Here is a 24237-nt window from a genome sequence, read left to right on the forward strand (position 1 = left end):
GCCGGCGCGCGTGCGCCGGTGTTGCGTTTTTACCCGAGCGACCAGACGTACTGGACCGGCACCCAGGCACGCGCCGGCTTGCCGCCGGCAAGCGCCGGCGTGAAGCGGCACTTGGCGATCGCGGCGCGTGCCGCCTCGTCGAGCGAGGCGTCGCCGCTCGACTGCGCAACTTGTGCTTCGGCCACGCTTCCGTCGGTATCGATCAGGAAGCGCAGCGAGGTCGTTCCTTGTGCGCGCCGGGCCAGTGCCTCCGCCGTATATTCCGGTTTGGCGCAGGAATTGAACTGGGCAATCGGCTTCCTGCTGAGCGAGGCGTCGCCGGTGGCGTCGTGGGCCGTGGCCGTCCCGGCGCAGCCGGCGATGCAGGCCGTCGCCATGGCCAGGACCGGAAGCGCGGCTTTCCAGGTGAGTGCTTGCGTTTCGGGACGAACCAATCGTTTGATGCGGGTCATGAGATCTCCTCCGTTGGCCGCCTGGGCCAGGTGCTGGGTTGAGAACTGGAGACGTTCCAGTTCGGAAAGCGCAAGGGCCAGGCGCCGCGGTTCGCCCAGTTGTCTTGCCGCGATATCGTCCGCAATCTGCTCGCGCTCGACACGGATGCGGTGCGAGAGCCACCAGACCACGGGGTGGTAGAACAGGATGGTTTCGATCAGGCTCTGCGCCAGGTTGACCAGGTAATCGCAGCGGCGCACGTGCGCCAGTTCATGCGCCAGCAGGGCCTCCAGCAGCTGCGGCGGCATGCCTGAGATGAGCGACGCCGGCACCAGCACCACCGGACGCCACCAGCCGGCGGTGACCGGACTGGACAGCGTGTCGACCACCCGCAGGCGCAGCGTGCGCGTGATGCCGAACTGCGCGGCCATCGTGTCCAGGCGCGCCTTCCAGTGCGGGTCGGTGCGCTCGGTCCTGGCGGAGCGCCGGATCCATACCAGGCCGAGCGCCAGGCGCAGGCCGAGCGCAGCGGCGCAGGCTGCCCAGCCGGCGACCAGCCAGGCAAGGTGGGCCTGCAGGAAGCCTTGCCAGCCGCCGCCGCCAGCCGCGCCGGTGCCGGAGAAGATTTGTCCAAGTACCGGGGTGCCGCTTGCGCCGGATGGGCCGCCGTTCAGGCGCGCGACCAGTTCGACCGCAGGCCACAGCAGGCACAACAGCAGGTGGACGCAGGCGACCGCGTAGCGCGTCTGTGGACGGGCCTTGCGCAGGCCGATCATCGCGCAGGCGGCCTCCAGCCCGATCAATGCACACTGCCAGACGGAATCGAGCAGGGTGGCGCCGATATGGCCGACGAGCTCCTGGCCGGTCATGGCCCGTCGTCCTTCAGCAGCTTTTCGATCTCGGCGCGCTCCTTCTTGGAGATGCCGCTTTTCAGGGCCGCCAGCACCAGCGCCTTGGCCGAACCGGCGAAGGCCTTCTGCATCAGGTCCTTCAATAAATTGGTTTGCAGCGAATCCTGGGGCTGGGCCGGCGCGTAGACGTGCGAACGCTCGCTCTCGTCGCGGCTCAACAGCCCCTTGGTGTGCATGATCTGCATGAGGCGCAGCACGGTGGCGTAGGTCACCTCGGGACGCGTCTTCTGCATCGCCTCGTGTACCTGGCGCGCGGTCGCGGCGCCGAGCGGCCACAGCACCTGCAGGAGGTCGAGTTCGGCCGCGGTCGGCTTGGGAATGTCGGCAGGTGTGGGCATGGTGCTTCCTTCAGGGACAGGCTGGATGAATCTAGAATATCTTGTCTAGAAAAGATTGTCTAGCTTATTTCGCTGCCGTGCCGGCCCTGCCTGCGGGGGCTTATTTCTTCTCGATCTTGCCGTGCACCTCATTGACCATCATCAGCGCCGCCGAGCCGTAGAACTTGTGGTACTCGGCAACCATTTCGCCGTTGATGATGACCGGGTCGGTGGCGACCCAGGTTTGTGCCGTCTCGATATCGGGCGTGTTGAAGACGAAGATGCCGCGCCGGCCTTCCTTGCCGTCGAGCGGGCCGGCCAGCACCAGTTTCTTTTCGCCGGCGAGCTTGCCCATGTTGGCGAAATGGCCTGCGAACATGGCCTTGCGTGCCTCGCCGTCGGCCATCTTGTTCGGGCCCGTTTTCAGGATGACCAGCACGTATTGGCGCATGCCGCGTTCGTCGGCGCCCAAGGATTTGGCGAGCTCGGCGTCGTAGGCGGGGGCGGTTTGGGCCGCTGCCGCAAAGGGCAGGGCGAGCAGGGCGGCGAAGGCGAAAGTGGACAGGCGCATGGTGTATCTCCGTGTTGTTATGGCCCGGAGCGTAGCACGCGGATATTCGGGCGGCAACGCTAAGGGTCGGCGCTCGGGTATGCCGGAGCACGAACGCGTGGGCATGCCCACCCTACGTTACACGGCAGCCGCAGGCCGTTGCGTAACCTAGGGTGGGCTCCCGAGCCCACGCGTTCCAGCCCGTGCGCACGAACGCAAGCAACAAAAAACCGCGCCGAAGCGCGGTTTTTTGATGAGACACGAAGAATCAGGCAGCTTCGCGGATCGGCGGCACGTGCTTGGCGTGATCTTCCACATAGTGGCCCGACAGCACGGCATCCATGCGTTCGTGGTCCAGCTCCTTTTCCCACTTCGACACCACCACCGAGGCCACGCCGTTGCCGACGAAGTTGGTCAGGGCGCGGCATTCGCTCATGAAGCGGTCGATGCCGAGGATCAGTGCCATGCCGGCGACCGGGATGGTCGGCACCACGGCCAGGGTCGCGGCGAGGGTGATGAAGCCGGCGCCGGTGATGCCCGAGGCACCTTTCGAGGTCAGCATCGCCACGGCGAGGATGGTCAGTTCCTGCATCAGGGTCAGTTCGGTGTTCGTTGCCTGGGCGACGAACAGGGCGGCCATCGTCATGTAGATGTTGGTGCCGTCCAGGTTGAACGAGTAGCCGGTCGGAACCACGAGGCCGACGACCGACTTCGAGCAGCCGAGCTTTTCCAGCTTGCGCATCAGGGCCGGCAGGGCGCTTTCCGAGGAGCTGGTTCCCAGCACGATCAGCAGTTCTTCCTTGATGTAGCCGATGAACTTGAAGATCGAGAAGCCGGTCAGCCTGGCGATGGTGCCGAGCACGACGACGACGAACAGGCCGCAGGTCAGGTAGAACGAACCCATCAGCTTGGCCAGCGGGATCAGCGAGGCCAGGCCGTATTTGCCGATGGTGAAGGCCATGGCGCCGAAGGCACCGATCGGGGCAACCTTCATGACGATGTTCACGACGCCGAAGATGACGTGCGAGAAGTCTTCGATGATCTTCGTCGTCGCACGGCCGCGTTCGCCGAGGATGGACAGCGCGGTGCCGAACAGGATCGCGATCAGCAGCACCTGCAGGATGTCGCCCTTGGCGAAGGCATCGACAAAGGTGTTCGGGATGATGTTCAGCAGGAAGTCGACCGTGCTCTGGTGCTGGGCCTTCTCCGTGTACTGGGCGATCGCCTTGGTGTCGAGGTGGGCGACGTCGACGTTGAAGCCGGCGCCCGGTTTCGCGATGTTGGCGACCAGCAGGCCGATGATCAGGGCGAAGGTCGAGACGACTTCGAAATAGAGCAGGGCCTTGCCGCCGACGCGGCCGACTTTCTTCATGTCCTGCATGCCGGCGATACCGGCGACGACGGTGCAGAAGATGACGGGGGCGATGATCATCTTGATCAGTTTGATGAAGCCGTCTCCGAGGGGCTTCATCTCGGTGCCGAGCTTCGGATAGAACACGCCGAGCAGGACGCCAAGGACGATGGCGGTCAGCACCTGGACATACAGGATTTTATAAAAGGGCTTTTTCATGACAACTCTTCATGAGAGGTTGGTGGTGTCGCCATGATCACCAAATCTCACTATAGCCGCTATTGTGGATATCCCCAACCCGTGTGAATGCCGGTCATGCGCCTGCGTGATATGCGCAACGCGGCAGCGCGGCGCCCCGTGCCACCGCGCCTGGCGCTAACGAGGTACATCGTTACGGTGGGCTCGGGGCGCCCACCCTACGTCGCTGCTCATGCGTTCATTCAATAAGCGGCATCACGGCCGCTTATATACCTTGCCGCCCTTCATCACGAAGCCCACCTTGCGCAGCGCGCCGATATCCGCCGTCGGGTCGCCCTCGACCGCGACCACGTCGGCCAGCGCGCCGGGCGCCAGCTGGCCCAGCTCCTGGCCCTTGCCGAGAATCCCGGCCGCCACCACGGTGGCCGCTCGCAGGGCCTCCGTCGGCGTCATCCCGAGCCGCACCATCCACTCCAGCTCGCGCACATTGGTGCCGTGGGTGAAGACACCGACGTCGCTGCCGTTGCCGATCACGACGCCGACCTTGCGCGCAAGCTGGAAGGCGCGCGCCGCCTCCTGCATGCCCGGGGTCGGTGGGCCGCCGCGCACGTGCTTCTGGAAGTATTCGCCGATGGCTTCCGGCGCCGTGAGCGTCGGCACGTAGGCCGTGCCGCGCTCCTTCATCAGGCGGAAGGTCGCCTCGCTCGCTCCATAGCCGTGCTCGATCGTGTCGACCCCGGCCAGCACGGCCAGGCGGATCGCGGCGTCGGTGCTGGCGTGCGCCGCCACCTTGCGCCCGGTGACGTGGCTCGCTTCCACCATCGCCTTCATCTCTTCCAGCGTGAAGGTGGGGCGGCTGCTGCCGTCGACGCCGGTCCGGTAGTCGGCATAGAACTTGATCCAGTCGGCGCCGTGCGCGCTCTGCTCGCGCACCGCCTTCGTGGCTTCAATGACACCGGTCGCTTCCTGGGCGCCGTAGGGAATCTCCATGTCGGGCCGGTAGCTGCGCTCGGCCGGGCCGTAGCTGAAGCTGGCCACGATGGCTTTCGTCGCGATCAGCAGGCGCGGGCCGGGCACCACGCCCCCTTCGATCGCGCGCTTGATGCCGACGTCGGCATAGTTCGCGCCTTCGGTGCCGAGGTCGCGCAGGGTCGTGAAGCCGGCCTGCAGGGTGTCGGCAGCGTGCTTGCCGGCCAACAGGGTGCGGTACTCGACCTGCTCCTTGATCACCTGGTCGTCCCAGGTCGTCTCGTTGTACGGGTGCAGCAGCACGTGCGAGTGCAAATCGATCAGGCCCGGGATCAGGGTCTTGCCGGGCAGGGAGACGCGCTCGGCATCCGGCGGCGCGCCGATCGCATCCGCCGGTCCCACTTCCTTGACCCGGCCGTCGACCACCAGCACCGCCCAGCCGGCGTGGGGCTTGCCCTCTCCCGTCCAGACACGGTCCGCGCTGAGCAGCAGGCTGCGCGGATCGGCCGCGTGGGCGGCGGCCGCGAGCAGGGTGAGGGTGGTCAGCGCTACGGTGTGCAAACTGCGGGTCCAGGTAGGCATGGCGTTATTGCTCGAGTTGTGAGAACGCCATCATAACGGAGCCGGCAGCGCTTGCGTACGGTATGCTGGCGGCCACATTCATCGATCGAGGGACACATGGGGCAGGAGGACGCGCGCGTCAGGGCGCTGTTGAAGGAAGCCGTGGCGCTGCACCAGGGCGGCAAGCTGATTGATGCGGCGGCGCGCTACCGGCACGTGCTGGACATCGCACCGCGCCAGTTCGATGCGCTGCACCTGCTCGGCGTCATCCAGCGCCAGCAGGGCGAGGCACAGGACGCAGTGCGGCTGATCGAGACGGCGCTCGCGATCGATCCGGGTCAGGCCACTGCCCACTGCAACCTCGGCGCCGCATTCCAGGACCTGGGCCGTAGCGGCGAGGCGCTGGCCAGCTACGACACGGCGCTGGGCCTGAACCCCGGCTATGCGCTCGCCTGGAGCAACCGCGGCAACGCCTTGCGCAAGCTCGGACGGCTGCCCGAGGCCGTCGACAGCTACGAGCGCGCGCTGAGCCTGCGCCCTTCCTACCCGGAAGCCTGGTGCAACCGCGCGATCGCGCTGCTCGAACTGGGCGAGGCGCAGGCGGCGCTGGAGAGCTGCGAGCAGGCGCTGCGCCAGAAACCTGTCTATCCCGAGGCGGCCTGCGTGCGCGCGAACGCCCTGTTCCAGCTGCGTGCCTTCGACGCGGCCTTGCGGGCCTATGACGATGCAATTGGCGCCGATCCGGATGCACCCGAAGCGCACACGGGACGCGGCCTGACCCTGCTGAAGCTCGAGCGGCCGCTCGCGGCGCTGGCGTGTTTCGACGCTGCGCTGCGCCTGCGGCCCGGCCACGCGGCGAGCCACCAGCAGCGTGGCGATGCGCTGCTGGCCCTGCACCGGCGCGAGGAAGCGATCGCCGCCTATGAACAGGCGCGCGCGCTTGCCGAGGACACGGGCGGGATCGACTTCGCGCTGGCCGCGCTCGGCGTCGGCGCGGCGCCGAAGCAGGCCCCGGCCGGCTACGTCAAAGCCCTGTTCGACGGGTACGCCGGCCATTTCGAGCGCCACCTCACCGGGGTGCTGGGCTACCGCACGCCGGCCCTGGTCGACGCGGCCATCAGGCGCCATGTCCAGGCTGCCGGTCTCGCTACCGTGGACCTTGGCTGCGGCACGGGCCTGTGCGGGCCTTTCCTGCGCCCGAACGCGCGGCACCTGACCGGCGTCGACCTGTCCGGGAACATGCTGGCACAGGCGCGCGCGACCGGGCTGTACGACGAGCTGGCATGCGCCGACATCGGCGCCTTCCTCGCGGCGCGCCCGCGCAGCTTCGACCTGGCCGTGGCCGCCGACGTGCTGGTGTATTTCGGCGACCTGGACGCCTTGTTCGCCCAGGTGCGCGGCGCATTGCGTCCCGGCGGCTGGTTCTGCTTCTCGACCGAGGCGGGCGCAGAAGGCGCGGTACCGGAGTATGTGCTGCAGCCGTCGAACCGCTACGCGCACTCCATGGCCTACCTGCGGCGCCTGGCGCTCGGGCACGGCTTCAGGCTGGTCGAGGCCGAAGCCGCGGTCGTGCGCAGCGAGAACGGCAGCGAGGTCGCCGGCCACTTGCTGCTGATGCGCGCGGCCTGAAGAGGGCAAAGGCGCCGGCGGCTCGGCCAGAACCCTCCACGCGTTTGCGGTCCAATCCTCCCCGCGTGTCGGTATTGATTGCCTGTCTTGCGGATCGGATGCCGATGCGCGGCTTTTGGTACGCCGACGGATTGGAGGATCATCATGTCAACAACACGCTTTGAAGAACCATCCAGGGGGAGGCCGGCAGCACCAGGGTCCGCAAGGGCCGCTTCGATTCTCGCCCTGTCCGTGATGCTGGGAACGGCCGCGCCCGCTGCGCTCGCCGATTCGATTCCAGTCGAGATGCTCGACCCGAACCTGCAGGTCACGACCTGGCTCGGCGGCCTGACCACGCCGATCGGGATCGCCTTTATCGGCACGGACGAAGCCCTGATCCTGGAAAAAGCGACCGGCCAGGTGAAACGGGCCACCGGGGGGGGGCAGGCGACGCCCGTGCTCGATCTGGCCGTCAATTCGGCCTCGGAACGCGGCCTGCTCGGTATTGCGCTGCATCCGGATTTTCCGGCCCTGCCTTTCGTCTACATCCGCTGGACCGAGAGCTCGACCGGGCACCATGGGACCGCTCAGCCTCCATTCCGAGTTCAAGGGGATCGAAACGACGATGTTCGCCGGCGACCTGCAGCAGCTGCGCTATCCGCCCATCCGCCTCGCGGACACCGCCAACGGCGCGCATGGTCATGCTGCCCGGCGCCACCTACGAGGATCCGCAGTTCAGCTGGCGCTATGACGTCGGGCCGGCGGGGACGGCCTTTGTACGGGGCGACGCACTGGGCGCCGAATACGACGGCAGTCTGTGGATCGGTTCGGCCCGGTCCTACGCGCCGACCGCCACCACCGGCGGCAGCCTGTACCGGCTGCGCCTGAGCCCGGACCGGCTGGCGGTCGACGTGAGCGCCGATGCGCGCCTGGCCGACAAGGTGGCCGACAACCTGGGCAAATTCGAGCCCACCGAAAGCGAGACCCTGCTCATCGGCAGGGGTTTCGGCGTCACGCCGGACATCGAACAGGGACCGGACGGCAAGCTGTATGTGGTGTCGCTGACCGACGGCGTCATCTACCGCATCGGCCGCAGCGCCGCGCCGCCAAGCGCGACCCGATGAGCACATCGTTCCGGGGCGCGTGGCGGCGCCCCGGATTTGTTCATCGCATCAGCGGGGGACCGGTCTGGTCCTGACCGCGAGGCACAGCGCTCCGGTCAGCAGCGCCAGCGCCACGTGCATGCCGTACAGCGGAAGGAAGTCCGCGCGGGTCAGCTGTGCGTGCCCGACCAGCAGCACGGTGACTGCCACCCCCAGCACCGAGCCGAGCTGGCGCGTGGCCTGGTTGACGGCGCTGCCGACCGCATACTGCGCCGGCGGCAGGCCCGCGACCGCGGCTCCCGACAGCGAAGGCAGCACCATGCCCACGCCGATCCCGCTCAGGAACAGGCCCGGCAGCCAGTGCGTCGCATAGGCCGGCTCGATGCCGGGCACCAGCAGCAGCCACAGGCCGCTCGCCGCATACACCAGCGAACCGATGACCAGGATGGGACGATGGCCGGTTTTCGCCGCGATGCGGCCGGCGACGATCGCGGTCGGCACCACCATCAGCGGTCCCGGCGTGACGGCCAGGCCCGCCAGCGGCAGGCTGAAATGCCAGATCCGCGTCATGTAGGAGAAGAAGGCGAAGAACATCATTGCAAACGCGGTGCCGAAGGCGAGCGTGGCCAGGTTGACGGCGCTGTAGCTGCGGTTGGCGAACAGGGCCAGGTCGACCAGCGGCGCACTGCTTGTCCTCGCCCAGGCGACGAAGGCGCCGAAGGCGATCGCGCTGGTCGCGGCCAGCGCCGACAGTTCCAGCCGGCTCCAGCGCGGCGAGTCGAGCTGGGTGATCGCCATCGCCAGCGCGCCGACGGCGACGATCAGCAGCAGCATGCCCACCACGTCGATGCGGGCCTTCTTGCCGGAGACCTGCGCCTCGCGCAGGCGCAGCGCGCCGAACCAGAGCGAGACCGCGCCCAGCGGCAGGTTGATGTAGAAGGCCCAGGGCCAGCCCAGGTGCTCGACGATGGTCGTGCCCAGGCTCGGACCGATGGCGGCGGCCAGGCCCCCGACCGCGCCCCACAGGCTGACCGCCACCGTCCGCTTCTCCTTGGGGAAAGCGTCGAGGATGATCGAGAGCGAAGCGGGCGTCAGCAGCGCGGCGCCCAGCGCCTGCACCACGCGCGCCGCGATCAGCAGGGGCACGCTGCCGGCCATGCCGCAAGCGGCCGAGGCGGCCAGGAACAGCGTGACGCCGAACAGGAATACGCGTTTGCGGCCATGGGCATCGGCCAAGCCGCCGGCGGGTATCAGCATCGTCGCATACACGACCGTGTAGGCGTTCAGCACCCAGGACAGGTCGGCCGGCGTGGCGGCGGGGAAGGCGGCGGTCAGGGCGCCGAAGGCCGCGAACAGCACCGTGCTGTCGATCGAGACGAGGAAGACGGCGATGCAGGCGATCCAGAAGGTCGGCCAGGGAGACACGGGCGCGCGCGGCACGGTGTCGGTGGCGGCGGGGGCGAGGGTGGGCGTGGTCATGGCGGCTCCGGTCAGCGGGCGAACTCGATGTAGATGCCCGGCTCGCTCGACAGGCCGCGCTTGATCTGCTGGGTGAGCTCGCCGACGGCCACCTCGCTGGCGCCGCTTTCGAGCGCCTCGAAGGCCTGGGCGGCGACGAAGTCCGGCGCCAGTTTCGGCGCATCGATGCCGCGCGTGAGATCGGTGTCGATGAAACCGACGTGCAGTCCCAGCACCTGCGTACCCTGGGCGCGCAGCTCGTTGCGCAGGCCGTTGGTGGCGCTCCAGGCGGCCGCCTTCGACACCGCATACGCGGCCAGTGCCGGTGCGCTCAGCCAGCTCGCCACCGACAGCACGTTGAGCAGGGCCCCGCCGCCGTTTGCTTTCAGTACGGGCGCGAAGGCCCCGCTCACGCGCAACAGGCCGTAGACATTGGTCTCCATCATGCGCGCCGTGGATGCGATGCTGTCCTCGCCCAGCAGCCCGCCGAAATCGGCGATGCCGGCATTGTTGACGACCAGGGTGACGTTGCCGCAATCGGCCGCGGCGGCCGCGACCTGCGAGGGATTGCTCACGTCGAGCGCGACCGGCACCAGGCCGGGCAGCGTGACCGAGGCCGGGTCGCGCGCGGCGCCATAGACCTTGCGTGCGCCGGCGGCGAGCGCGTGGCGGGCGAAAGCCAGGCCGAGGCCGCGGTTGGCGCCGGTGATGAAGACGGTGGCGTCCTTGAGTTTCATGGTCGTTCCTTTCAGGCTGGGTTCTGGAATATGATGGTCGTCATATTTGTGCGTCAAAAAAAGGCCGCGGGGATGCCGCAGCCCGTGTTCAGTTGGCGTCGTACTGGGCGATGAGTGCGGCGCGGGTGGCGGGGAGCAGCGCGCGGCCTTCGTCGCCGAGGGCGCGCGCCATCTGTACGGCGCCAACCAGGCTGGCGGCAAGCAGGAAGGCGCGCTCGGGCGGATCGGTTGGCGGCAGCGCCGCGCGTGCGCGCTCGACCAGGGCCGCCACGCGGCGGCGCGACACCGCCAGCAGCTCTTCGCTCTGGCGCGGCATTTCCGAGCCGAGTGCGGCGACCACGCAGCCGCGCTCGCTGCTGGTGACGTGCAGGTCGGAGAGATAGGCCTCGACCAGCGCCCGCACCGGACTGGCGCCCGCTTCCTGCAGGGCAGCGATGCGCCGCGACAGGCTCTGCGTACTGTCGCCGGCCGCATGCTCGAGCGCCGCCGACAGCAGGGCCTCGCGCGACTTGAAGTGGGCATAGAAGCCGCCGTGGGTCAGGCCCGCTTCCTTCATCACCTCGGCCACGCCCACGCCGGCATAGCCCTGGCGGCGCAGGGCGCGCGCGGCGGCGTCGAGGATGCGGCCGTGCGATTGTTCGCGGCGGCTTTGTTTGGTGTCGGCAGTCATGGCATCGGCCTGCAAATATGATGGTCTTCATATTATGACCGTCATATTCGCGCGTCAAGCGATATATTTAACAGCCTGGACCACGAAACGGACGTCCTGTCGATTCGCCGTTGAGGCCCAGGCTTGCCTTTGATACATTGTTCCTCTCGAAAACTATTCTGGAGTGATCGGATGGGAACGATCCGTGTGCAGCGTAGCGTGGCGCTTGCCTTGCTGGCGCCGCTGCTGGCCCTCGCCTGTCCCTTGGCCGAGCGGGCGCAAATCGACTTGACGGTGCTCGACCGCGACATGGCCGGGCCACGCGCGCAGGTACTCGTGCTCGGCACCGTGCACCTGCGCGCCATGCCGCCCAGCTTCGATCCCGCCGCGCTCGATGGTGTGCTCGACCGGCTGGCAGCTTTCAAGCCCGAGATCATCACCATCGAGACCGAAAACGGCGAAGAGTGCGACCTCGCCGCGCGCCATCCGGTGAAATACGGGACCGATTACTGTCCACCGGTCGACGCGGCCCGCGTCGCGACGGGGCTCGAGGCGCCGGCGGCGATGGCGGAGGCGAACAAGCTGCTTAAGGCCTGGCCGGCGCCGCCGACGCCAGCCCAGCGCCGCCGCCTCGCCGCATTGTTCCTCGCGTCCTACGACAACGCCTCGGCCTATGTCCAGTGGCTGCAGTTGCCCGCGAGCGAGCGCCATCCGGGGGACGGCCTGGACGCCGCGCTCGTCGAGCAGCTCGTCAAGCTCGGCAAGCGCAACAACGAGAGCTACCAGATCGCCGCACGCCTGGCCGCGCGGCTCGGCCTGGCGCGCGTGCATGCGGTCGACAACCATACGGGCGACCTCATCGACGTCGCCGATAGCAAAGCCTTCGTGCGTTCGATCGAGGCCGCCTGGGCCACCGGCGGCGCCTTCAAGAAAATCGAAGCGATCGAGGAGCCGCTCAAGCGTGCACCCGACCTGCTGCCGCTGTACCGCTCCATCAACGCTCCGGACCACCTGCGCGTGCTGGCCGAGGCCAACGTCGTCCCATCGATGCGCGCGGTATCGAAAGAGGGCTATCCGCAGATCTGGGTGGGCGGCTGGGAAGTGCGCAACCTGCGCATGGTGGCCAACATCCGCGAAACCTTCCGCGAACGGCCGGGCGCGCGGGTGCTGTCGGTTGTCGGGGCATCGCACAAGCCGTGGTTCGACAGCTGGCTGGGGCAGCTGCAGGGCGTGGACATCGTGGACGTGGAAAAAGTCCTGAAATGAGCTCGCTTACGGCTGCCCGGCCATGAAGCCCGCCAGCTCGGCCGCGACCTGCTGCGCCAGCTGGTGGATATGAAAGCCGTCGACGAAGCCGTGATGGGCCTGCACCGAGAACGGCAGCAGCAGGCGCCCGTCCGGCCCATCCTTGAAGCGGCCCCAGGCCAGCGAGGGAATGTCGGGCGCGCCGAGGGTCGCCGTCGGATGCTGGATGGAGGTGAAATCGAGCCAGGGGATGCAGGTGATGAAGACCTGGTCCTTGCACTGGCGCGGCGACAGGGCCGCGTACGCGTTGTTCAGTTCCGTCATCGCGCAGGCCTGCTCGCGCGCCGCCACGCCGCGGCGGACGAATTCGCGCAGGTCGTCGGTCCAGTCGAACAGGGCGAAATTCAGGTCATTGTGCCGATTCACGACCGTGAAGGAGGGCATCAGGCGGTCGATTTCGATGACCTCGCCGTCGAAGACGCGGTAGCGGAAGTTCTCGATTTTCAGGATCGAGCGCAGCACTGCGCACAGCAGGACGTGGAAGGGCGGCAGGCCGTGCTGCCTGCACCAGGGGCGGTAGTCGGGCAGGTCGAGCGTGAAGCAGAGGTTGACCGCAGGGCTGTCCATGCGGTCGAAGAGGTCGAAGCGGTCGCGCCGGTTTTCAAAGTTTTGCATGCGTCAAGGGGTGTTGCAGGGTGGGCTCCGCCCACGCGATATCACGGCATGCAATTTCGCGGCTTGCGCTTCACTTCGTCTGTGTGCTGGCCATGATCCGCGTGGGCGGAGCCCACCCTACGTATAGAAATGATCCGGCAGCGTGGCCGGATCGGTCATGCTTACTGCGCAGCCCAGCCGCCGTCCATGTTCCACGCGACGCCGCGCACCTGGCTGGCTGCCGGCGAGCAGAAGAACACCGCCAGCGCACCGAGTTCGTCCGGCGTCACGAATTCGCCCGACGGCTGCTTCTCGGCCAGCAGCGCGCGCTTGGCCTCGTCGTTCGACACGTTCTCGCGCGCGGCGCGGTCGTCGACCTGTTTTTGCACGAGCGGGGTCAGGACCCAGCCCGGGCAGATCGCGTTGCAGGTGACGCCCGTCTGCGCCGTCTCCAGCGCGGTGACCTTGGTGAAACCGACCAGGCCATGCTTGGCCGCGACGTAGGCCGACTTCTGCGCCGAACCCACCAGGCCGTGCACCGACGCCAGGTTGATGATGCGGCCCCAGTTTTTCTGCTTCATGCCGGGCAGTGCCAGGCGCGTGGTGTGGAAAGCGGAGGTCAGGTTGATCGCGATGATCGCGTCCCATTTCTCGGTCGGGAAATCCTCGACGGCGGCCACGTGCTGGATGCCGGCATTGTTGACGAGGATGTCGACGCCGCCGAATTTCTCCTGCGCGAAGGCCATCATCGCCTCGATTTGCTCGGATTTCGACATGTCGGCGTTATGGTAGGCGGTCTGCACGCCGAATTCCTGGCCGATGTCGGTGTACAGCTTCTCGATCTGCTGCGCGTCGCCGAAGCCGTTGAAGACCAGGTTGGCGCCCTGTTCGGCCAGCGCACGGGCGATACCGAGGCCGATGCCGGAGGTCGAGCCGGTGACCAGTGCCGTTTTGCCGCTTAGCATATTCGATTTCATTGTTTCCTCTGAAGGGTGGGTGATCGGAGCGAGTTCCGCGGAATTGGTAGAATTCTAATCGCTTGGGCGGTTAAAATGTGAGGCTGGGCTTAACGGCATACCAATATTGTCATCGGGAGCAGCAGGATATGGAAGCGCAAGCGGAAGCGAGATTGAAAAGCGTGCAGTGCAGCTCGCCCGCCGGCCTGCACCGGATCGCCTACAAGGAATGGGGCGACCCGGCCAACGATCGCGTGCTTGTCTGCGTGCACGGTGTGACGCGCGTGGCCGACGACTTCGATGCCCTGGCGCGCGCGCTGTGCGACGAATACCGCGTGGTCTGCCCGGACGTCGCAGGGCGCGGGCGCTCGGACCGCCTGCGCGACCCGAACCTGTACGCGCTGCCGCAATACGTGGCCGACATGGTCACGCTGGTGGCACGGGTTACCGCGAACGGCGACGACAAGGTGGCCTGGTTCGGCACCTCGATGGGCGGCCTGATCGGCATGGTGCTGGCGTCGCTCCCGGGATCGCCGATCACGCGCATGGTCCTGAACGACATCGGCCCGGCGCTCGACGGCGCGGCGCTGAACCGGATCGCCGACTATATCGGCCAGGACCTGCGCTTCCCGGACTATGCGAGCGGTGCGCGCTTCGTACGCGAGGTGTCCGCCTCGTTCGGGCCGCACTCGGATGCCGAGTGGGACAAGCTGGCCGGCGACGTGCTGCGCCAGGAGCCGAACGGGGAGTGGGTGCGCCATTACGACCTGGCGCTGGCCCAGCCCTTCAAGGCGATGGGCGTCGAACGGGCGAAGCAGGACGAAGCCGCGCTGTGGCGCGCCTGGGATGCGATTGCCTGTCCCACGCTGCTGGTGCGCGGCGAATTGTCCGACCTGCTGTCGCACGCGACGGCGCAGGAAATGACGACGCGCGGACCGCGTCCGCAACTGGTCGAGATCGCAGGCGTCGGCCATGCGCCGACCTTTGTCCATGCGGACCAGATCGCGATCGCGCGAGATTTTTTAATGGGTCACTGAGACCCTGAACACGAAAGAAACCATGGAAATCAAACGACTTCACGTAGGCAAGCGACTCTCCGAGATCGCCATCCACAACGGCACCGTCTACCTGGCCGGCCAGATCGCCGAAGACACCACGCAGGACATCGAGGGCCAGACGCGCGAAGTGCTGGGCCACGTCGACCGCCTGCTCAACGAAGCGGGCAGCGACAAGACCTGCATCCTGATGACGCAGATTTATATCGCCGATATGGCCAACTTCGCCGGCATGAACGCGGTCTATGACGAATGGGTCGCATCGGGCCACACGCCGCCGCGTGCGACCGTCGAAGCAAAGCTTGCCAATCCGGCCTGCCTGGTGGAGATCGTCGTCACCGCCGCACTGCGCTAAGCAGACAGGGCGCCTCGATGGTATCCACCGCCGCACTCGGCGACGCCACTACCCAGCTGGTCTCGGGACTGAGTCCAGAGGAATGCGTGCGCGTGCAGCATGCGCTCGACTATGCGGCTGTCGCCTATGGCGAGCGGGCCTGCACCTCGGGGCAGAACGCCTTCGAGTTCTCGCTGGGCGTGGCCGGCACCCTGGCCTACCTGCGCAGCGATGTCGAGACGCGCATCGCCGGCCTGCTGTTCGAGCTGGCGATGTTCGAGCCGCAGCTGCTGGAAACGCTCGAGCGGCTGTTCGGCGCCGAGGTGGCGAGCCTGGTGCGCGGTGTGCAGCAGCTGATCCGCCTGCGCGACCTCACCGTCGGCCAGCAGGCCGTCGGGCGCGGCAAGAACGCGGCCCAGCAGGCCGTGGCGCAGGTCGAAACCCTGCGCAAGATGCTGCTCGCGATGGCGACCGACATGCGCGTGGTCCTGATCCGCCTCGCGTCCTGCGTCACCACGCTGCGCTGGTTCGCGGACCAGAAGCGCTTCGACGACCTCACGCGCGACTACGGGCGCGAAGTGATGGACCTGTATGCGCCGCTGGCGAACCGCCTCGGCATCTGGCAGCTGAAATGGGAGCTGGAAGACCTGGCCTTCCGCTTCCTCGAGCCGGAAACGTATAAACGCATCGCCAGGATGCTCGAAGAAAAACGGATGGCGCGCGAAGGGTTCGTCGCGTCTTCCATCGAACGCCTGGAGCGCGAGCTGCAGGCGGCCGGCATCAAGGCCGAGGTCAGCGGACGGCCGAAGCACATCTACAGCATCTATAACAAGATGCGCGGCAAGGACCTGGATTTTTCCTCGCTCTACGACGTGCGCGCCTTCCGCGTGATCGTCGCCGACGAAAAGACCTGCTACACGGTTCTCGGCCTGGTGCACAACATCTGGACCCCGATCCCGGCCGAATTCGACGACTACATCGCGCGCCCGAAGCCGAACGGCTACCGTTCGCTGCACACGGTCGTCACCGCCGAAGACGGGCGGCCGCTGGAGGTGCAGGTGCGCACCCAGGAGATGCACAACTTCGCCGAATACGGCGTCGCTGCGCACTGGCGCTACAAGGAAGAAGGCGGCTCGAATTTCAAGAGCCAGAAATACGACGAGAAGATCGCCTGGCTGCGCCAGCTGCTGGCGTGGAAGAGCGATGTCACGGATGTCGTGGCCGCCGAGGAAGACCAGAAGGAGTGGGTCGAAAAGCTGAAGGCGACGACCCTGGACGACCGCATCTTCGTGCTGACCCCGCAGGCGCGCGTGCTGGAACTGCCCGTAGGCGCGACGCCGATCGACTTCGCCTACCACCTGCACAGCGAAGTCGGCCACCGCTGCCGCGGCGCCAAGATCGACGGCGTGATGGTGCCGCTGAATACCCCGCTGAAGAACGGCCAGACCTGCGAGATCATCACCGCGAAAGGTCCGGCCGGCAGCCAGGGCCCGTCGCGCGACTGGCTCAGCCCCGGCTATACGGTCAGCAGCCGCACGCGTTCGAAGATCCGCGCCTGGTTCCACGCGCTGGAACTGGCCGAGACCCTGGCCCAGGGGCGCACCCTGGTCGAGAAATCCCTGCAGCGCGAGGGCAAGACCGCGGTCAACCTGGAAGCGCTGGCGCATAAACTCGGCTTCGCCAAGGTCGACGATTTGTTCGTCGCGGTCGGCAAGGAAAAATTCAGCCTGCGCCACGTGGAAGCGGCCCTGCACGAAACCGTGGAAGCGCCGCCGCCGGACGACGCGGCCGTCGTCAACAAGAGCCGGGCGTCGAGCGTCGAGCAGGGCGCCAAATCGGGCGTGCTGGTGGTCGGCACCGAGGGCCTGATGACGATGCTCGCCAAGTGCTGCAAGCCGGCGCCGCCGGACCCGATCGTCGGTTTCGTCACGCGCGGGAAGGGCGTCTCGATCCACCGGCTCTCGTGCAAGAACTTCGCGGAGATGCGCAGCAAGGCGCCGGAACGCGTGATCCAGACCGACTGGGGCAAGGGCGTGATCGAGACCGTTTATCCGGTCGACATCTTCATCCTCGCGGTCGACCGCCAGGGACTGCTGCGCGACGTGTCGGACGCGTTCCTGCGCGAGAAGATCAATGTGACGGGCGTGAATACGCAGTCGACCAAGGGTCAGGCGCGCATGGTGTTCACGGCGGAGATCGGGTCGACGGCGCAGTTGCAAAAAGCCCTGGCGGCGATTACCGAGGTGGCGGGCGTGCAGGAGGCGCGGCGTCAATGATGGGAACCCATGTGATACGGATGTCCATACAGGCTTATTAAAACCGTATCATATGTCCATGCGCCGCTCCCTCCACCTCGCCACCCGCCCCAGCCTCTGGGGCCTCGCTTTCCTGCGCTACCTGCGCAGCTGGTGGTACATGTTCCACCTCGGCGCGATCGCCATCGTCACCGCATTCTCGCCCTCGACCTATCGCAGCGAAAACCGCCGCGCCAACCGCCTCGCGACCGCGCGCTACATCCACGCCAGCAGCTGGCAGGTGCTGCCCTGGTTCACGGTGCTCTCGGCCCTGATCAGCCTTGTCATCATCCGCATCGTGCTCGTCACGGCCATGAGCTACGGCCTGTCGCGCTATGCGCTGGAAATGGTGGTGCGGGTGCTGGTGCTGGAACTGATTCCGCTGTCGGCGGCGCTGTTCGCCGCACTCCGCTCCGGCATGGCCTTCGACGCCTCGAGCCTGGGCCTGGCGCGCGCCGGCCTGCCGACCGCCGAGGTGAATGCAGAAGCGCTGCGCCGCCTGCGGCGCGACCTGGTGCCGCAGGTGTTCGCCAACGCGTTCTCGGTGCTCAGCCTCGCCATGGTCAGCTCGACCATCGTGCTGGTGCTGGCCTACCTGAACGTCTACGGCCTGTCGCCCTGGGGCATGCCGGATTACACGCGCACGGTGGGCCGGGTGTTCGACCCGGTCGTCACGATCGGCTTCGTCCTGAAAACCGTGCTGTTCGGGCTGGCCGTGGCCGTGATCCCGACCGCCGCCATCCTCGAACTGCAGCGTTATCCGCGCCGCTTGTCGTCGAGCGTTCAGCCCGGCGCGCTGCGCCTGCTGTTCGTGCTGCTGCTGATCGAAGGCGCTTCGCTGGCCCTCAAATACATTTGACCTTGCCCATGATCGATACGACTCCCGACGAACCGGCCCACGTGGAAACCAAGGCGATGATCCTGCTGGGTCTCGTCTCCTTGCTCATCATCGCCTTTGTCCTGTACGTGATGTACGCGCGCGGCGTGTTCGAGCCGACCCAGAAGCTGGTGCTGACGACCGAGAATTCGGAAGGCGTCATCCCCGGCATGGACATGACCTTCGCCGGCTTCCCGATCGGGCGCGTGCGCCTGGTCGACCTGGCGAAGGATGGCAAGGTGCAGATCCAGATCGACGTCTCGAAGTCCGACGCCAAATGGCTGCGGGCCTCGTCCGTCTTCACGCTCGAGCGCAGCGTGGTCGGCGAAACGCGGCTGCGCGCCTTTACCGGCGTGCTCGACGACGCCCCCTTGCCGGACGGCGCGGTGCGTCCCGTCCTGCGCGGCGACGTCACGGCCGAGATTCCGGGACTGGTGGCCACCGCCCGTTCGCTCCTGAACAACCTGGAGAGCCTGACGCAGGAAGGATCGAGCGTAGCCGGCAGCCTGGAGAACCTGCAGACCCTGACCGGCCGCCTGTCCGGGAAATACGGCCTGCTGAGCGGCGCGCTGGGCGACGAGGAAGCGAAGAAATTCGTGGGCACGCTGCAGCGCCTGGACGGGCTGCTGGCGAAAACCGACCAGCGCCTGTATGGCAAGAAGGGCGTCGTCGACGATGCGCAGGCGGCGGTGGTCGAGCTGCAGGGCGTGCTGCAGGATGCGCGCGGCACCCTGAAACGCGTCGACGCGGTGCTGGTCGAGGCCCAGGCGGTCGGCGCGAATGCGCGCGTGGCCACCGAAGACCTGGGCGCGCTGCGCGGCGAAGTCGACGCCAGCCTGCGCAAGGTGAACCGCCTGGTCGACCAGATCAACCGCAAGTGGCCGTTCGCCGGCAAGAACGAGGAGATCAAGCTGCCATGAAATTCGCGACCTTGACCATTGCGCTGGTGCTGGCGGGCTGCGCCAGCAAGCCCGCGCCGCCGAGCTGGCAGCCGAACGCCAGGGATGCGCTCGACGGTTTTACGGACGACTACCTGCGCGGGAATACGGCGGCCGCCAACGCGGAGTTTGCGCGGGCGCGGCGCGAAACCGCCAGCACGGGCCGCGCCGACCTGGTCGCCCAGGTGGAGCTGGTGCGCTGCGCGACGCTGGCGGCCTCGCTCGAATTCGATGATTGCCCCGGATTCGCGGCCCTGGCGACGGATGCGAATGCGCAGCAGCGGGCGTATGCGGCCTATCTCGCCGGGCGCTGGGAAGGGCTGGATGTGGCGGCGCTGCCGGAGCAGCATCGGGCGGTGGTCGGCAGCGGTTCGATGGCAGGCGTGGCCGATCCCTTGTCGAAGCTGGTCGCGGCAGGAGCGCTGTTCAAGGCGGGGCGGATCAAGCCGGCGGAGGTCGAGGCGGCGACCGAGGCCGCGTCCGCGCAGGGGTGGAGACGGCCCTTGCTGATGTGGCTCGGGGTGCAGGAGAAGCAGGCGCAGGCGGCGGGGAATACGGCAGCGCTCGAGCACATCAAGCGCAGGATTGCGTTGGCGTCGGGGACCAGATAAGCCTTCCGCGCCGGCTGGCGTGCGTGGAATGCGTGGGCGGGGAACCCGCCCACCCTGCGTCCGGTGCGCACCGTAGGGTGGGCAGGTCTCCTGCCCACGCGTGCAGCCAGCGCATGCACGGCCGGTTACGCCTTCTTCGGCCGCAAGGTCCACGGCAGGGCGTTATGAATCGCGGTCGCGGCAATCGCCGCCTGTCCCGCCGCCACCGCAATCTGGTTCAGGCCGCGCACCACGTCGCCGATCGCATACAGGCCCGGCACCGTGGTGCGCTGGTGGTCGTCGACCACGATCTTGTCGCATTCGGCCGTCTCCACGCCCAGGTTCGACGCCAGCCCGGAGCGCGCCGACTCGCCCAGCATCGGATAGAACACGTCGAACTCGCGGCTCTCGCCGTCCGCCGTATTCAGGATGGGTTTCATGTCCTCGCTCATCGACACGCCCAGCAGCGGCGACTCGATGTAGCGCACGCCGGCGGCCTCGATCTGCCTGCGCTCTTCGTCGTTCAGCATCGATTTTTCCCCGCGGTCGAACAGCGTGACCTCCGCGCTGAACGAGCGCATGAAGAGCGCGTGCCCGACCGGGTTGGTCTCGTTGGTGACGACGGCGATGCGCCGGTCCATCACGTCGTAGCCGTCGCACACCGGGCACAGGCGCACCGCGCCGCAGGCCACGGCTTCGCGCCAGTTCTCGATCGGCAGGCCGGCGTCCGCAACGCCCGTGGCCAGCAGCACGGTCAGGGCGCGGATCTCCCGGGTTTCACCTGCATCGTCGAGGTAGTCGCCGACGAAATGCCCGTCTTCCAGGCGCAGGCCGGTGATCTCGCCGTGCAGGACGTCGCCGCCGTAGTTCCTCAGCTGGTGCGTCAGGTTGACCAGTAGCTCGCCGCCGGGCACGCCTTCCGGGAAGCCCGGGTAGTTGTGCGAGACGGGGATCAGGCACAGGCGGCTGTTGCCCTTGTCGACGACCACGATGTTGCGCGTGAAGCGGCGCAGGTAGATGGCGGCCGTCAGTCCGCCGGGGCCGCCGCCGATGACCAGGGTGTCGAAGACGTGGCCGTTGGGATGTTCGATAAGTTCGCTCATCCCTCCATTATCGGAAGGGACAAGGGAGCGGCCTATCGGCGCGCGTGCCCAGGCAGGGTAAGAGCAGGCTTACAGTGCCCGGCCTCGAGGGGCAGCCCGTCCAGCGCTTCGGGCTGCAGCGTCACGTGGTCGATCCCGTGCTTTTCAAGCAGCATGTCGCGCACGCGCTGCAGCACGGCCGGCCATTCGGCCAGGTCGCGGATCTCGAGGTGGCCGATCAGGGCAGGGTGGCCGGGCGACATGTCCCAGACGTGCAGGTCGTGCACCGACAGCACGCCGTCGACGTCGGCCACGTCCGCGCCTACCTGCAGGTAATCGATGTGATGCGGCACGCCCTCCATCAGGAAGTGGTAGGACTCGCGCAGGATGCTCCAGGTCGATTTCAGGATCAGCAGCGACACGAAGATCGACAGGATGGGGTCGATCCGGACCCAGCCCGTAAAGTAAATGATGGCGCCGGCGGCGATCGCGGCCACCGAACCGAGCAGGTCGCCCATCACGTTGACCAGGGCCGCGCGGGTATTGATGCTCTCGCTGTCGCGCGAGAGGACCCAGGCCACGATCAGGTTGATGGCGGCACCGATCGCGGCCACGACCAGCACCACGCCGCCCTGCACGGCTTGCGGATGCGCCAGGCGGTGGGCCGCTTCCCAGACGATCCAGGCCACCAGGGCCAGCATGGCGAGGCTGTTGACGAAGGCGGCCAGCGCCTCGGCGCGCACGAAGCCGAAGGAGTGGCGCGAGGAGGGCGGGCGCTTGGCGATCAGCTGGGCCAGCAGGGCCAGACCGAGGGCGGCGGCGTCGGTGACCATGTGGCCGGCGTCCGAGATCAGTGCCAGCGAGTTCGACATGAAACCGGTGACGACTTCGATCAGCGCGAACAGCAGGGTCATCGCGAGCGCGATGCCGAGCGCCTTCTGGCTGCGCGCCTCGATGAAATGGCCATGGCTGGCGTCGCCGTCGAGGTGGGCGTGCAGGTGGTCGGAAGTCGGGGTGGCGTGATCGGAAGGCATGGGTGATTCATTCAAGTGGAACAGACGGCAGTGTAGCGGATGCCGGGAACATGTTTGCCGTCCCGCCACTAAATTCCGGACAAGCCTTGCGTGACGGCGGCGCACCCCCTATAATGCACGTCATTGGGCGGTTAGTTCAGCTGGTTAGAATACTTGGTCGACATCCAAGGGGTCGCAGATTCGAATTCTGCACCGCCCACCAGAACATTAAGTAAGAGCGAGAAAGGCACCTACGGTTATGACACCGCGAACTACAACGAAGTTGTGGGGGAATCGCTAGACGCGGTATGGTGTTCTTTTGCTCGACACACTGAAATCAACGCGGCTAGCCCGCGTTTTTTTTCGTCCATCGACTTCAAGTTTCAAATTTTTCAACGAATTTCAATATCTGCGGCGTCCGCGCCAAATGGAGATCACTATGCTTAACGTGCGACTTCCCGATGGCTCCAGCCGTCAGTTCGACGGCCCGGTGACGGTTGCCCAGGTGGCGACCAGCATCGCCCCGAGCCTTGCCAAGGCGGCGCTCGCCGGCAAGGTCGACGGTAAAGTGGTCGACACCTCCTTCCTGATCGAGCAGGATGCCGATCTTGCCATCGTGACCGACAAGGATCCCGAAGGCCTGGACGTGATCCGTCACTCGACCGCCCACCTGCTGGCCTATGCGGTGAAGGAGCTGTTCCCGGAAGCCCAGGTCACGATCGGCCCGGTGATCGAAAACGGCTTCTATTACGACTTCTCGTACAAGCGCCCGTTCACCCCGGAAGACCTGGCGAAGATCGAAAAGAAGATGGCGGAAATCGCCAAGCGCGACGAGCCGGTGACCCGCCGCGTCCTGCCGCGCGACGAGGCCGTCGCCTATTTCAAGTCGATCGGCGAAGAATATAAAGCGGAGATTATCGCCTCGATCCCGGCGAACGAGGATGTCTCGCTGTACGCCGAAGGCAATTTCACCGACCTCTGCCGCGGCCCGCACGTGCCCTCGACCGGCAAGCTGAAAGTGTTCAAGCTGATGAAGCTGGCCGGCGCCTACTGGCGCGGCGACTCGAACAACGAGATGCTGCAGCGCGTCTACGGCACCGCCTGGGCGAAAAAGGAAGACCAGGAGCAATACCTGCACATGCTGGAAGAGGCGGAAAAGCGCGACCACCGGAAACTCGGCAAGGCACTCGACCTGTTCCACTTCCAGGAAGAAGCGCCGGGCCTGATTTTCTGGCATCCGAAGGGCTGGACCATCTGGCAGCAGGTCGAGCAGTACATGCGCCACAAATACCAGGTCAACGGTTACGACGAAGTCAAAGCGCCGCAGATCCTCGACGTCACCCTGTGGCAGAAGACCGGTCACTGGGACAATTATCGCGAGAACATGTTCACGACCGAGTCGGAAAACCGTTCGTATGCATTGAAGCCGATGAACTGCCCGGGCCACGTGCAGATCTATAACTCGGGCATGAAGAGCTACCGCGACCTGCCGCTGCGCTACGGCGAGTTCGGCCAGTGCCACCGCAACGAGTCCTCGGGCGCGCTGCACGGCATCATGCGCGTGCGCGGCTTCACCCAGGACGACGGCCACGTCTTCTGTACCGAAGAGCAGATCGAATCGGAAGTCACCGCCTTCCACTCGCAGGCGATGCAGGTGTACGACGACTTTGGCTTCAACAACATCGACGTCAAGCTGGCCCTGCGTCCGGACAGCCGCATCGGTTCCGACGAGATCTGGGACGAAGCGGAAGAAGCGCTGCGCTCGGCCCTGCGCGCCTGTGGCGTGGAGTGGACGGAACTGCCGGGCGAGGGCGCCTTCTACGGTCCGAAGATCGAGTACCACCTGAAGGATAGCCTCGGCCGTCCATGGCAGGTCGGGACGATGCAGGTCGACTTCTCGATGCCGGGCCGCCTCGGGGCCGAATATGTCGCCGAAGACAACACCCGCAAGGTACCGGTGATGCTGCACCGCGCGATCGTCGGCTCGATGGAGCGCTTCATCGGCATCCTGATCGAGAACTATGCGGGCGCGCTGCCGCTCTGGTTGGCGCCGGTGCAAGTGGCTGTTCTCAACATCTCCGATGCCCAGGCCGATTACGTAAAAGAGGTGCAGGACCGCCTGAAGAAAGCCGGCCTGCGCGTTCACGCTGATTTGCGGAACGAGAAGATTACCTATAAAATACGAGAACATTCCGTCCAAAAGTTGCCATATATTCTAGTTGTTGGCGACAAGGAACGTGAAGCAAACACCGTGGCCGTGCGCGCACGGGGCAATGTCGACTTGGGCACCATGTCCGTCGACGCCCTGATCGAGCGCCTGCTTGGCGAAGTGGCATCGAAAGCCAAATAAGCCAA

The 24237-nt window shown here is 66.5% G+C and carries 24 protein-coding genes and 1 tRNA gene; 12 read left to right on the forward strand and 13 right to left on the reverse strand.

Going from position 1 to position 24237, the window contains the following annotated elements; all coding sequences use genetic code 11:
• Positions 1-29: 29 nt before the first annotated feature.
• From LPB04_RS15395 to LPB04_RS15415, 5 genes are all read right to left on the reverse strand, one after another.
• Positions 30-1301, reverse strand: a complete 1272-nt coding sequence (locus tag LPB04_RS15395) for a M56 family metallopeptidase (protein ID WP_193685403.1) — start codon at positions 1299-1301, stop codon at positions 30-32.
• Positions 1298-1681, reverse strand: coding sequence for a BlaI/MecI/CopY family transcriptional regulator (locus LPB04_RS15400; protein WP_193685404.1), 384 nt, complete (start codon positions 1679-1681; stop codon positions 1298-1300). Before LPB04_RS15400 ends, LPB04_RS15395 begins: the two co-directional genes overlap by 4 nt.
• Positions 1682-1781: 100 nt before the next feature.
• Complete coding sequence (locus tag LPB04_RS15405; RefSeq protein WP_193685405.1) at positions 1782-2231, reverse strand: YciI family protein; 450 nt, start codon at positions 2229-2231, stop codon at positions 1782-1784.
• Between the two features lie 247 nt (positions 2232-2478).
• Positions 2479-3780, reverse strand: a complete 1302-nt coding sequence (locus tag LPB04_RS15410; protein WP_193685406.1) for a dicarboxylate/amino acid:cation symporter — start codon at positions 3778-3780, stop codon at positions 2479-2481.
• A gap of 234 nt (positions 3781-4014) precedes the next feature.
• Positions 4015-5310, reverse strand: coding sequence for a metal-dependent hydrolase family protein (locus tag LPB04_RS15415; protein WP_193685407.1), 1296 nt, complete (start codon positions 5308-5310; stop codon positions 4015-4017).
• Between the two features lie 96 nt (positions 5311-5406).
• Here LPB04_RS15415 and LPB04_RS15420 point away from each other — a divergent pair, with 96 nt between their 5' ends.
• The gene (locus tag LPB04_RS15420) at positions 5407-6918 is read left to right on the forward strand and encodes a tetratricopeptide repeat protein (protein ID WP_193685408.1); all 1512 of its coding nucleotides are present in this window, start codon (positions 5407-5409) and stop codon (positions 6916-6918) included.
• Positions 6919-7065: 147 nt separating this feature from the next.
• Here LPB04_RS15420 and LPB04_RS24070 read toward each other — a convergent pair whose 3' ends face one another.
• The gene (locus LPB04_RS24070) at positions 7066-7413 is read right to left on the reverse strand and encodes a hypothetical protein (RefSeq protein WP_227496782.1); all 348 of its coding nucleotides are present in this window, start codon (positions 7411-7413) and stop codon (positions 7066-7068) included.
• Here LPB04_RS24070 and LPB04_RS24455 point away from each other — a divergent pair.
• Together LPB04_RS24455 and LPB04_RS24460 are read left to right on the forward strand one after the other, a co-directional pair.
• Entirely contained in the window at positions 7297-7785 is a 489-nt protein-coding gene (locus LPB04_RS24455) for a PQQ-dependent sugar dehydrogenase (RefSeq protein ID WP_227496757.1), read from the forward strand. The genes LPB04_RS24070 and LPB04_RS24455 overlap by 117 nt on opposite strands.
• Positions 7786-7808: 23 nt before the next feature.
• A complete protein-coding gene (locus tag LPB04_RS24460) occupies positions 7809-8021 on the forward strand; it encodes a hypothetical protein (protein WP_193685409.1) in 213 nt (70 codons plus the stop codon).
• Between the two features lie 48 nt (positions 8022-8069).
• On the opposite strand, the gene LPB04_RS15435 is transcribed toward LPB04_RS24460, so the two are convergent.
• The 3 genes from LPB04_RS15435 to LPB04_RS15445 form a co-directional block, all read right to left on the reverse strand.
• Positions 8070-9479 (reverse strand): MFS transporter, encoded by a 1410-nt coding sequence (locus tag LPB04_RS15435; RefSeq protein WP_193685410.1) that lies wholly within the window; start codon positions 9477-9479, stop codon positions 8070-8072.
• Positions 9480-9490: 11 nt separating this feature from the next.
• A complete protein-coding gene (locus tag LPB04_RS15440; RefSeq protein WP_193685411.1) occupies positions 9491-10195 on the reverse strand; it encodes an SDR family oxidoreductase in 705 nt (234 codons plus the stop codon).
• 88 nt (positions 10196-10283) lie between these two features.
• Positions 10284-10865, reverse strand: coding sequence for a TetR/AcrR family transcriptional regulator (locus LPB04_RS15445; RefSeq protein ID WP_193685412.1), 582 nt, complete (start codon positions 10863-10865; stop codon positions 10284-10286).
• Between the two features lie 171 nt (positions 10866-11036).
• Between LPB04_RS15445 and LPB04_RS15450 the strand changes: the two genes are divergently transcribed.
• Positions 11037-12110, forward strand: coding sequence for a DUF5694 domain-containing protein (locus LPB04_RS15450; protein WP_227496433.1), 1074 nt, complete (start codon positions 11037-11039; stop codon positions 12108-12110).
• Between the two features lie 6 nt (positions 12111-12116).
• Here the strand turns inward: LPB04_RS15450 and LPB04_RS15455 are convergent, their stop codons facing one another.
• Positions 12117-12764: a CatA-like O-acetyltransferase gene (locus LPB04_RS15455; protein WP_193685413.1), complete on the reverse strand. Its 648-nt coding sequence runs from the start codon at positions 12762-12764 to the stop codon at positions 12117-12119.
• A 161-nt stretch (positions 12765-12925) separates the two neighbouring features.
• A complete protein-coding gene (locus tag LPB04_RS15460; protein ID WP_193685414.1) occupies positions 12926-13720 on the reverse strand; it encodes a 3-hydroxybutyrate dehydrogenase in 795 nt (264 codons plus the stop codon).
• A gap of 128 nt (positions 13721-13848) precedes the next feature.
• Between LPB04_RS15460 and LPB04_RS15465 the strand changes: the two genes are divergently transcribed.
• From LPB04_RS15465 to LPB04_RS15490, 6 genes are read left to right on the forward strand one after another with little or no spacing between them, the layout of a single operon-like run.
• On the forward strand, positions 13849-14736 hold the full coding sequence (locus tag LPB04_RS15465; RefSeq protein ID WP_193685415.1) for an alpha/beta fold hydrolase: 888 nt from the start codon (positions 13849-13851) through the stop codon (positions 14734-14736).
• 22 nt (positions 14737-14758) lie between these two features.
• Entirely contained in the window at positions 14759-15109 is a 351-nt protein-coding gene (locus LPB04_RS15470) for a RidA family protein (protein WP_193685416.1), read from the forward strand.
• Between the two features lie 17 nt (positions 15110-15126).
• The gene (locus LPB04_RS15475; protein ID WP_193685417.1) at positions 15127-17364 is read left to right on the forward strand and encodes a RelA/SpoT family protein; all 2238 of its coding nucleotides are present in this window, start codon (positions 15127-15129) and stop codon (positions 17362-17364) included.
• A gap of 58 nt (positions 17365-17422) precedes the next feature.
• Entirely contained in the window at positions 17423-18241 is an 819-nt protein-coding gene (locus tag LPB04_RS15480) for an MlaE family ABC transporter permease (protein ID WP_193685418.1), read from the forward strand.
• An 8-nt stretch (positions 18242-18249) separates the two neighbouring features.
• Positions 18250-19179, forward strand: a complete 930-nt coding sequence (locus tag LPB04_RS15485; protein ID WP_193685419.1) for an MlaD family protein — start codon at positions 18250-18252, stop codon at positions 19177-19179.
• Entirely contained in the window at positions 19176-19808 is a 633-nt protein-coding gene (locus LPB04_RS15490) for a hypothetical protein (RefSeq protein ID WP_193685420.1), read from the forward strand. The genes LPB04_RS15485 and LPB04_RS15490 overlap by 4 nt, the downstream gene beginning before the upstream one ends.
• 125 nt (positions 19809-19933) lie before the next feature.
• On the opposite strand, the gene LPB04_RS15495 is transcribed toward LPB04_RS15490, so the two are convergent.
• The gene (locus tag LPB04_RS15495) at positions 19934-20890 is read right to left on the reverse strand and encodes an NAD(P)/FAD-dependent oxidoreductase (RefSeq protein ID WP_193685421.1); all 957 of its coding nucleotides are present in this window, start codon (positions 20888-20890) and stop codon (positions 19934-19936) included.
• Positions 20891-20922: 32 nt separating this feature from the next.
• Entirely contained in the window at positions 20923-21903 is a 981-nt protein-coding gene (locus LPB04_RS15500) for a cation diffusion facilitator family transporter (RefSeq protein WP_193685422.1), read from the reverse strand.
• Between the two features lie 125 nt (positions 21904-22028).
• Between LPB04_RS15500 and LPB04_RS15505 the strand changes: the two genes are divergently transcribed.
• Together LPB04_RS15505 and thrS are read left to right on the forward strand one after the other, a co-directional pair.
• Positions 22029-22105 (forward strand) — tRNA-Val (locus LPB04_RS15505).
• A gap of 216 nt (positions 22106-22321) precedes the next feature.
• The gene (gene thrS, locus LPB04_RS15510) at positions 22322-24232 is read left to right on the forward strand and encodes a threonine--tRNA ligase (RefSeq protein WP_193685423.1); all 1911 of its coding nucleotides are present in this window, start codon (positions 22322-22324) and stop codon (positions 24230-24232) included.
• The last annotated feature ends 5 nt before the right edge of the window (positions 24233-24237 follow it).

This window comes from Massilia litorea, assembly GCF_015101885.1.
Taxonomy (GTDB): Bacteria; Pseudomonadota; Gammaproteobacteria; order Burkholderiales; family Burkholderiaceae_D; genus Telluria; species Telluria litorea.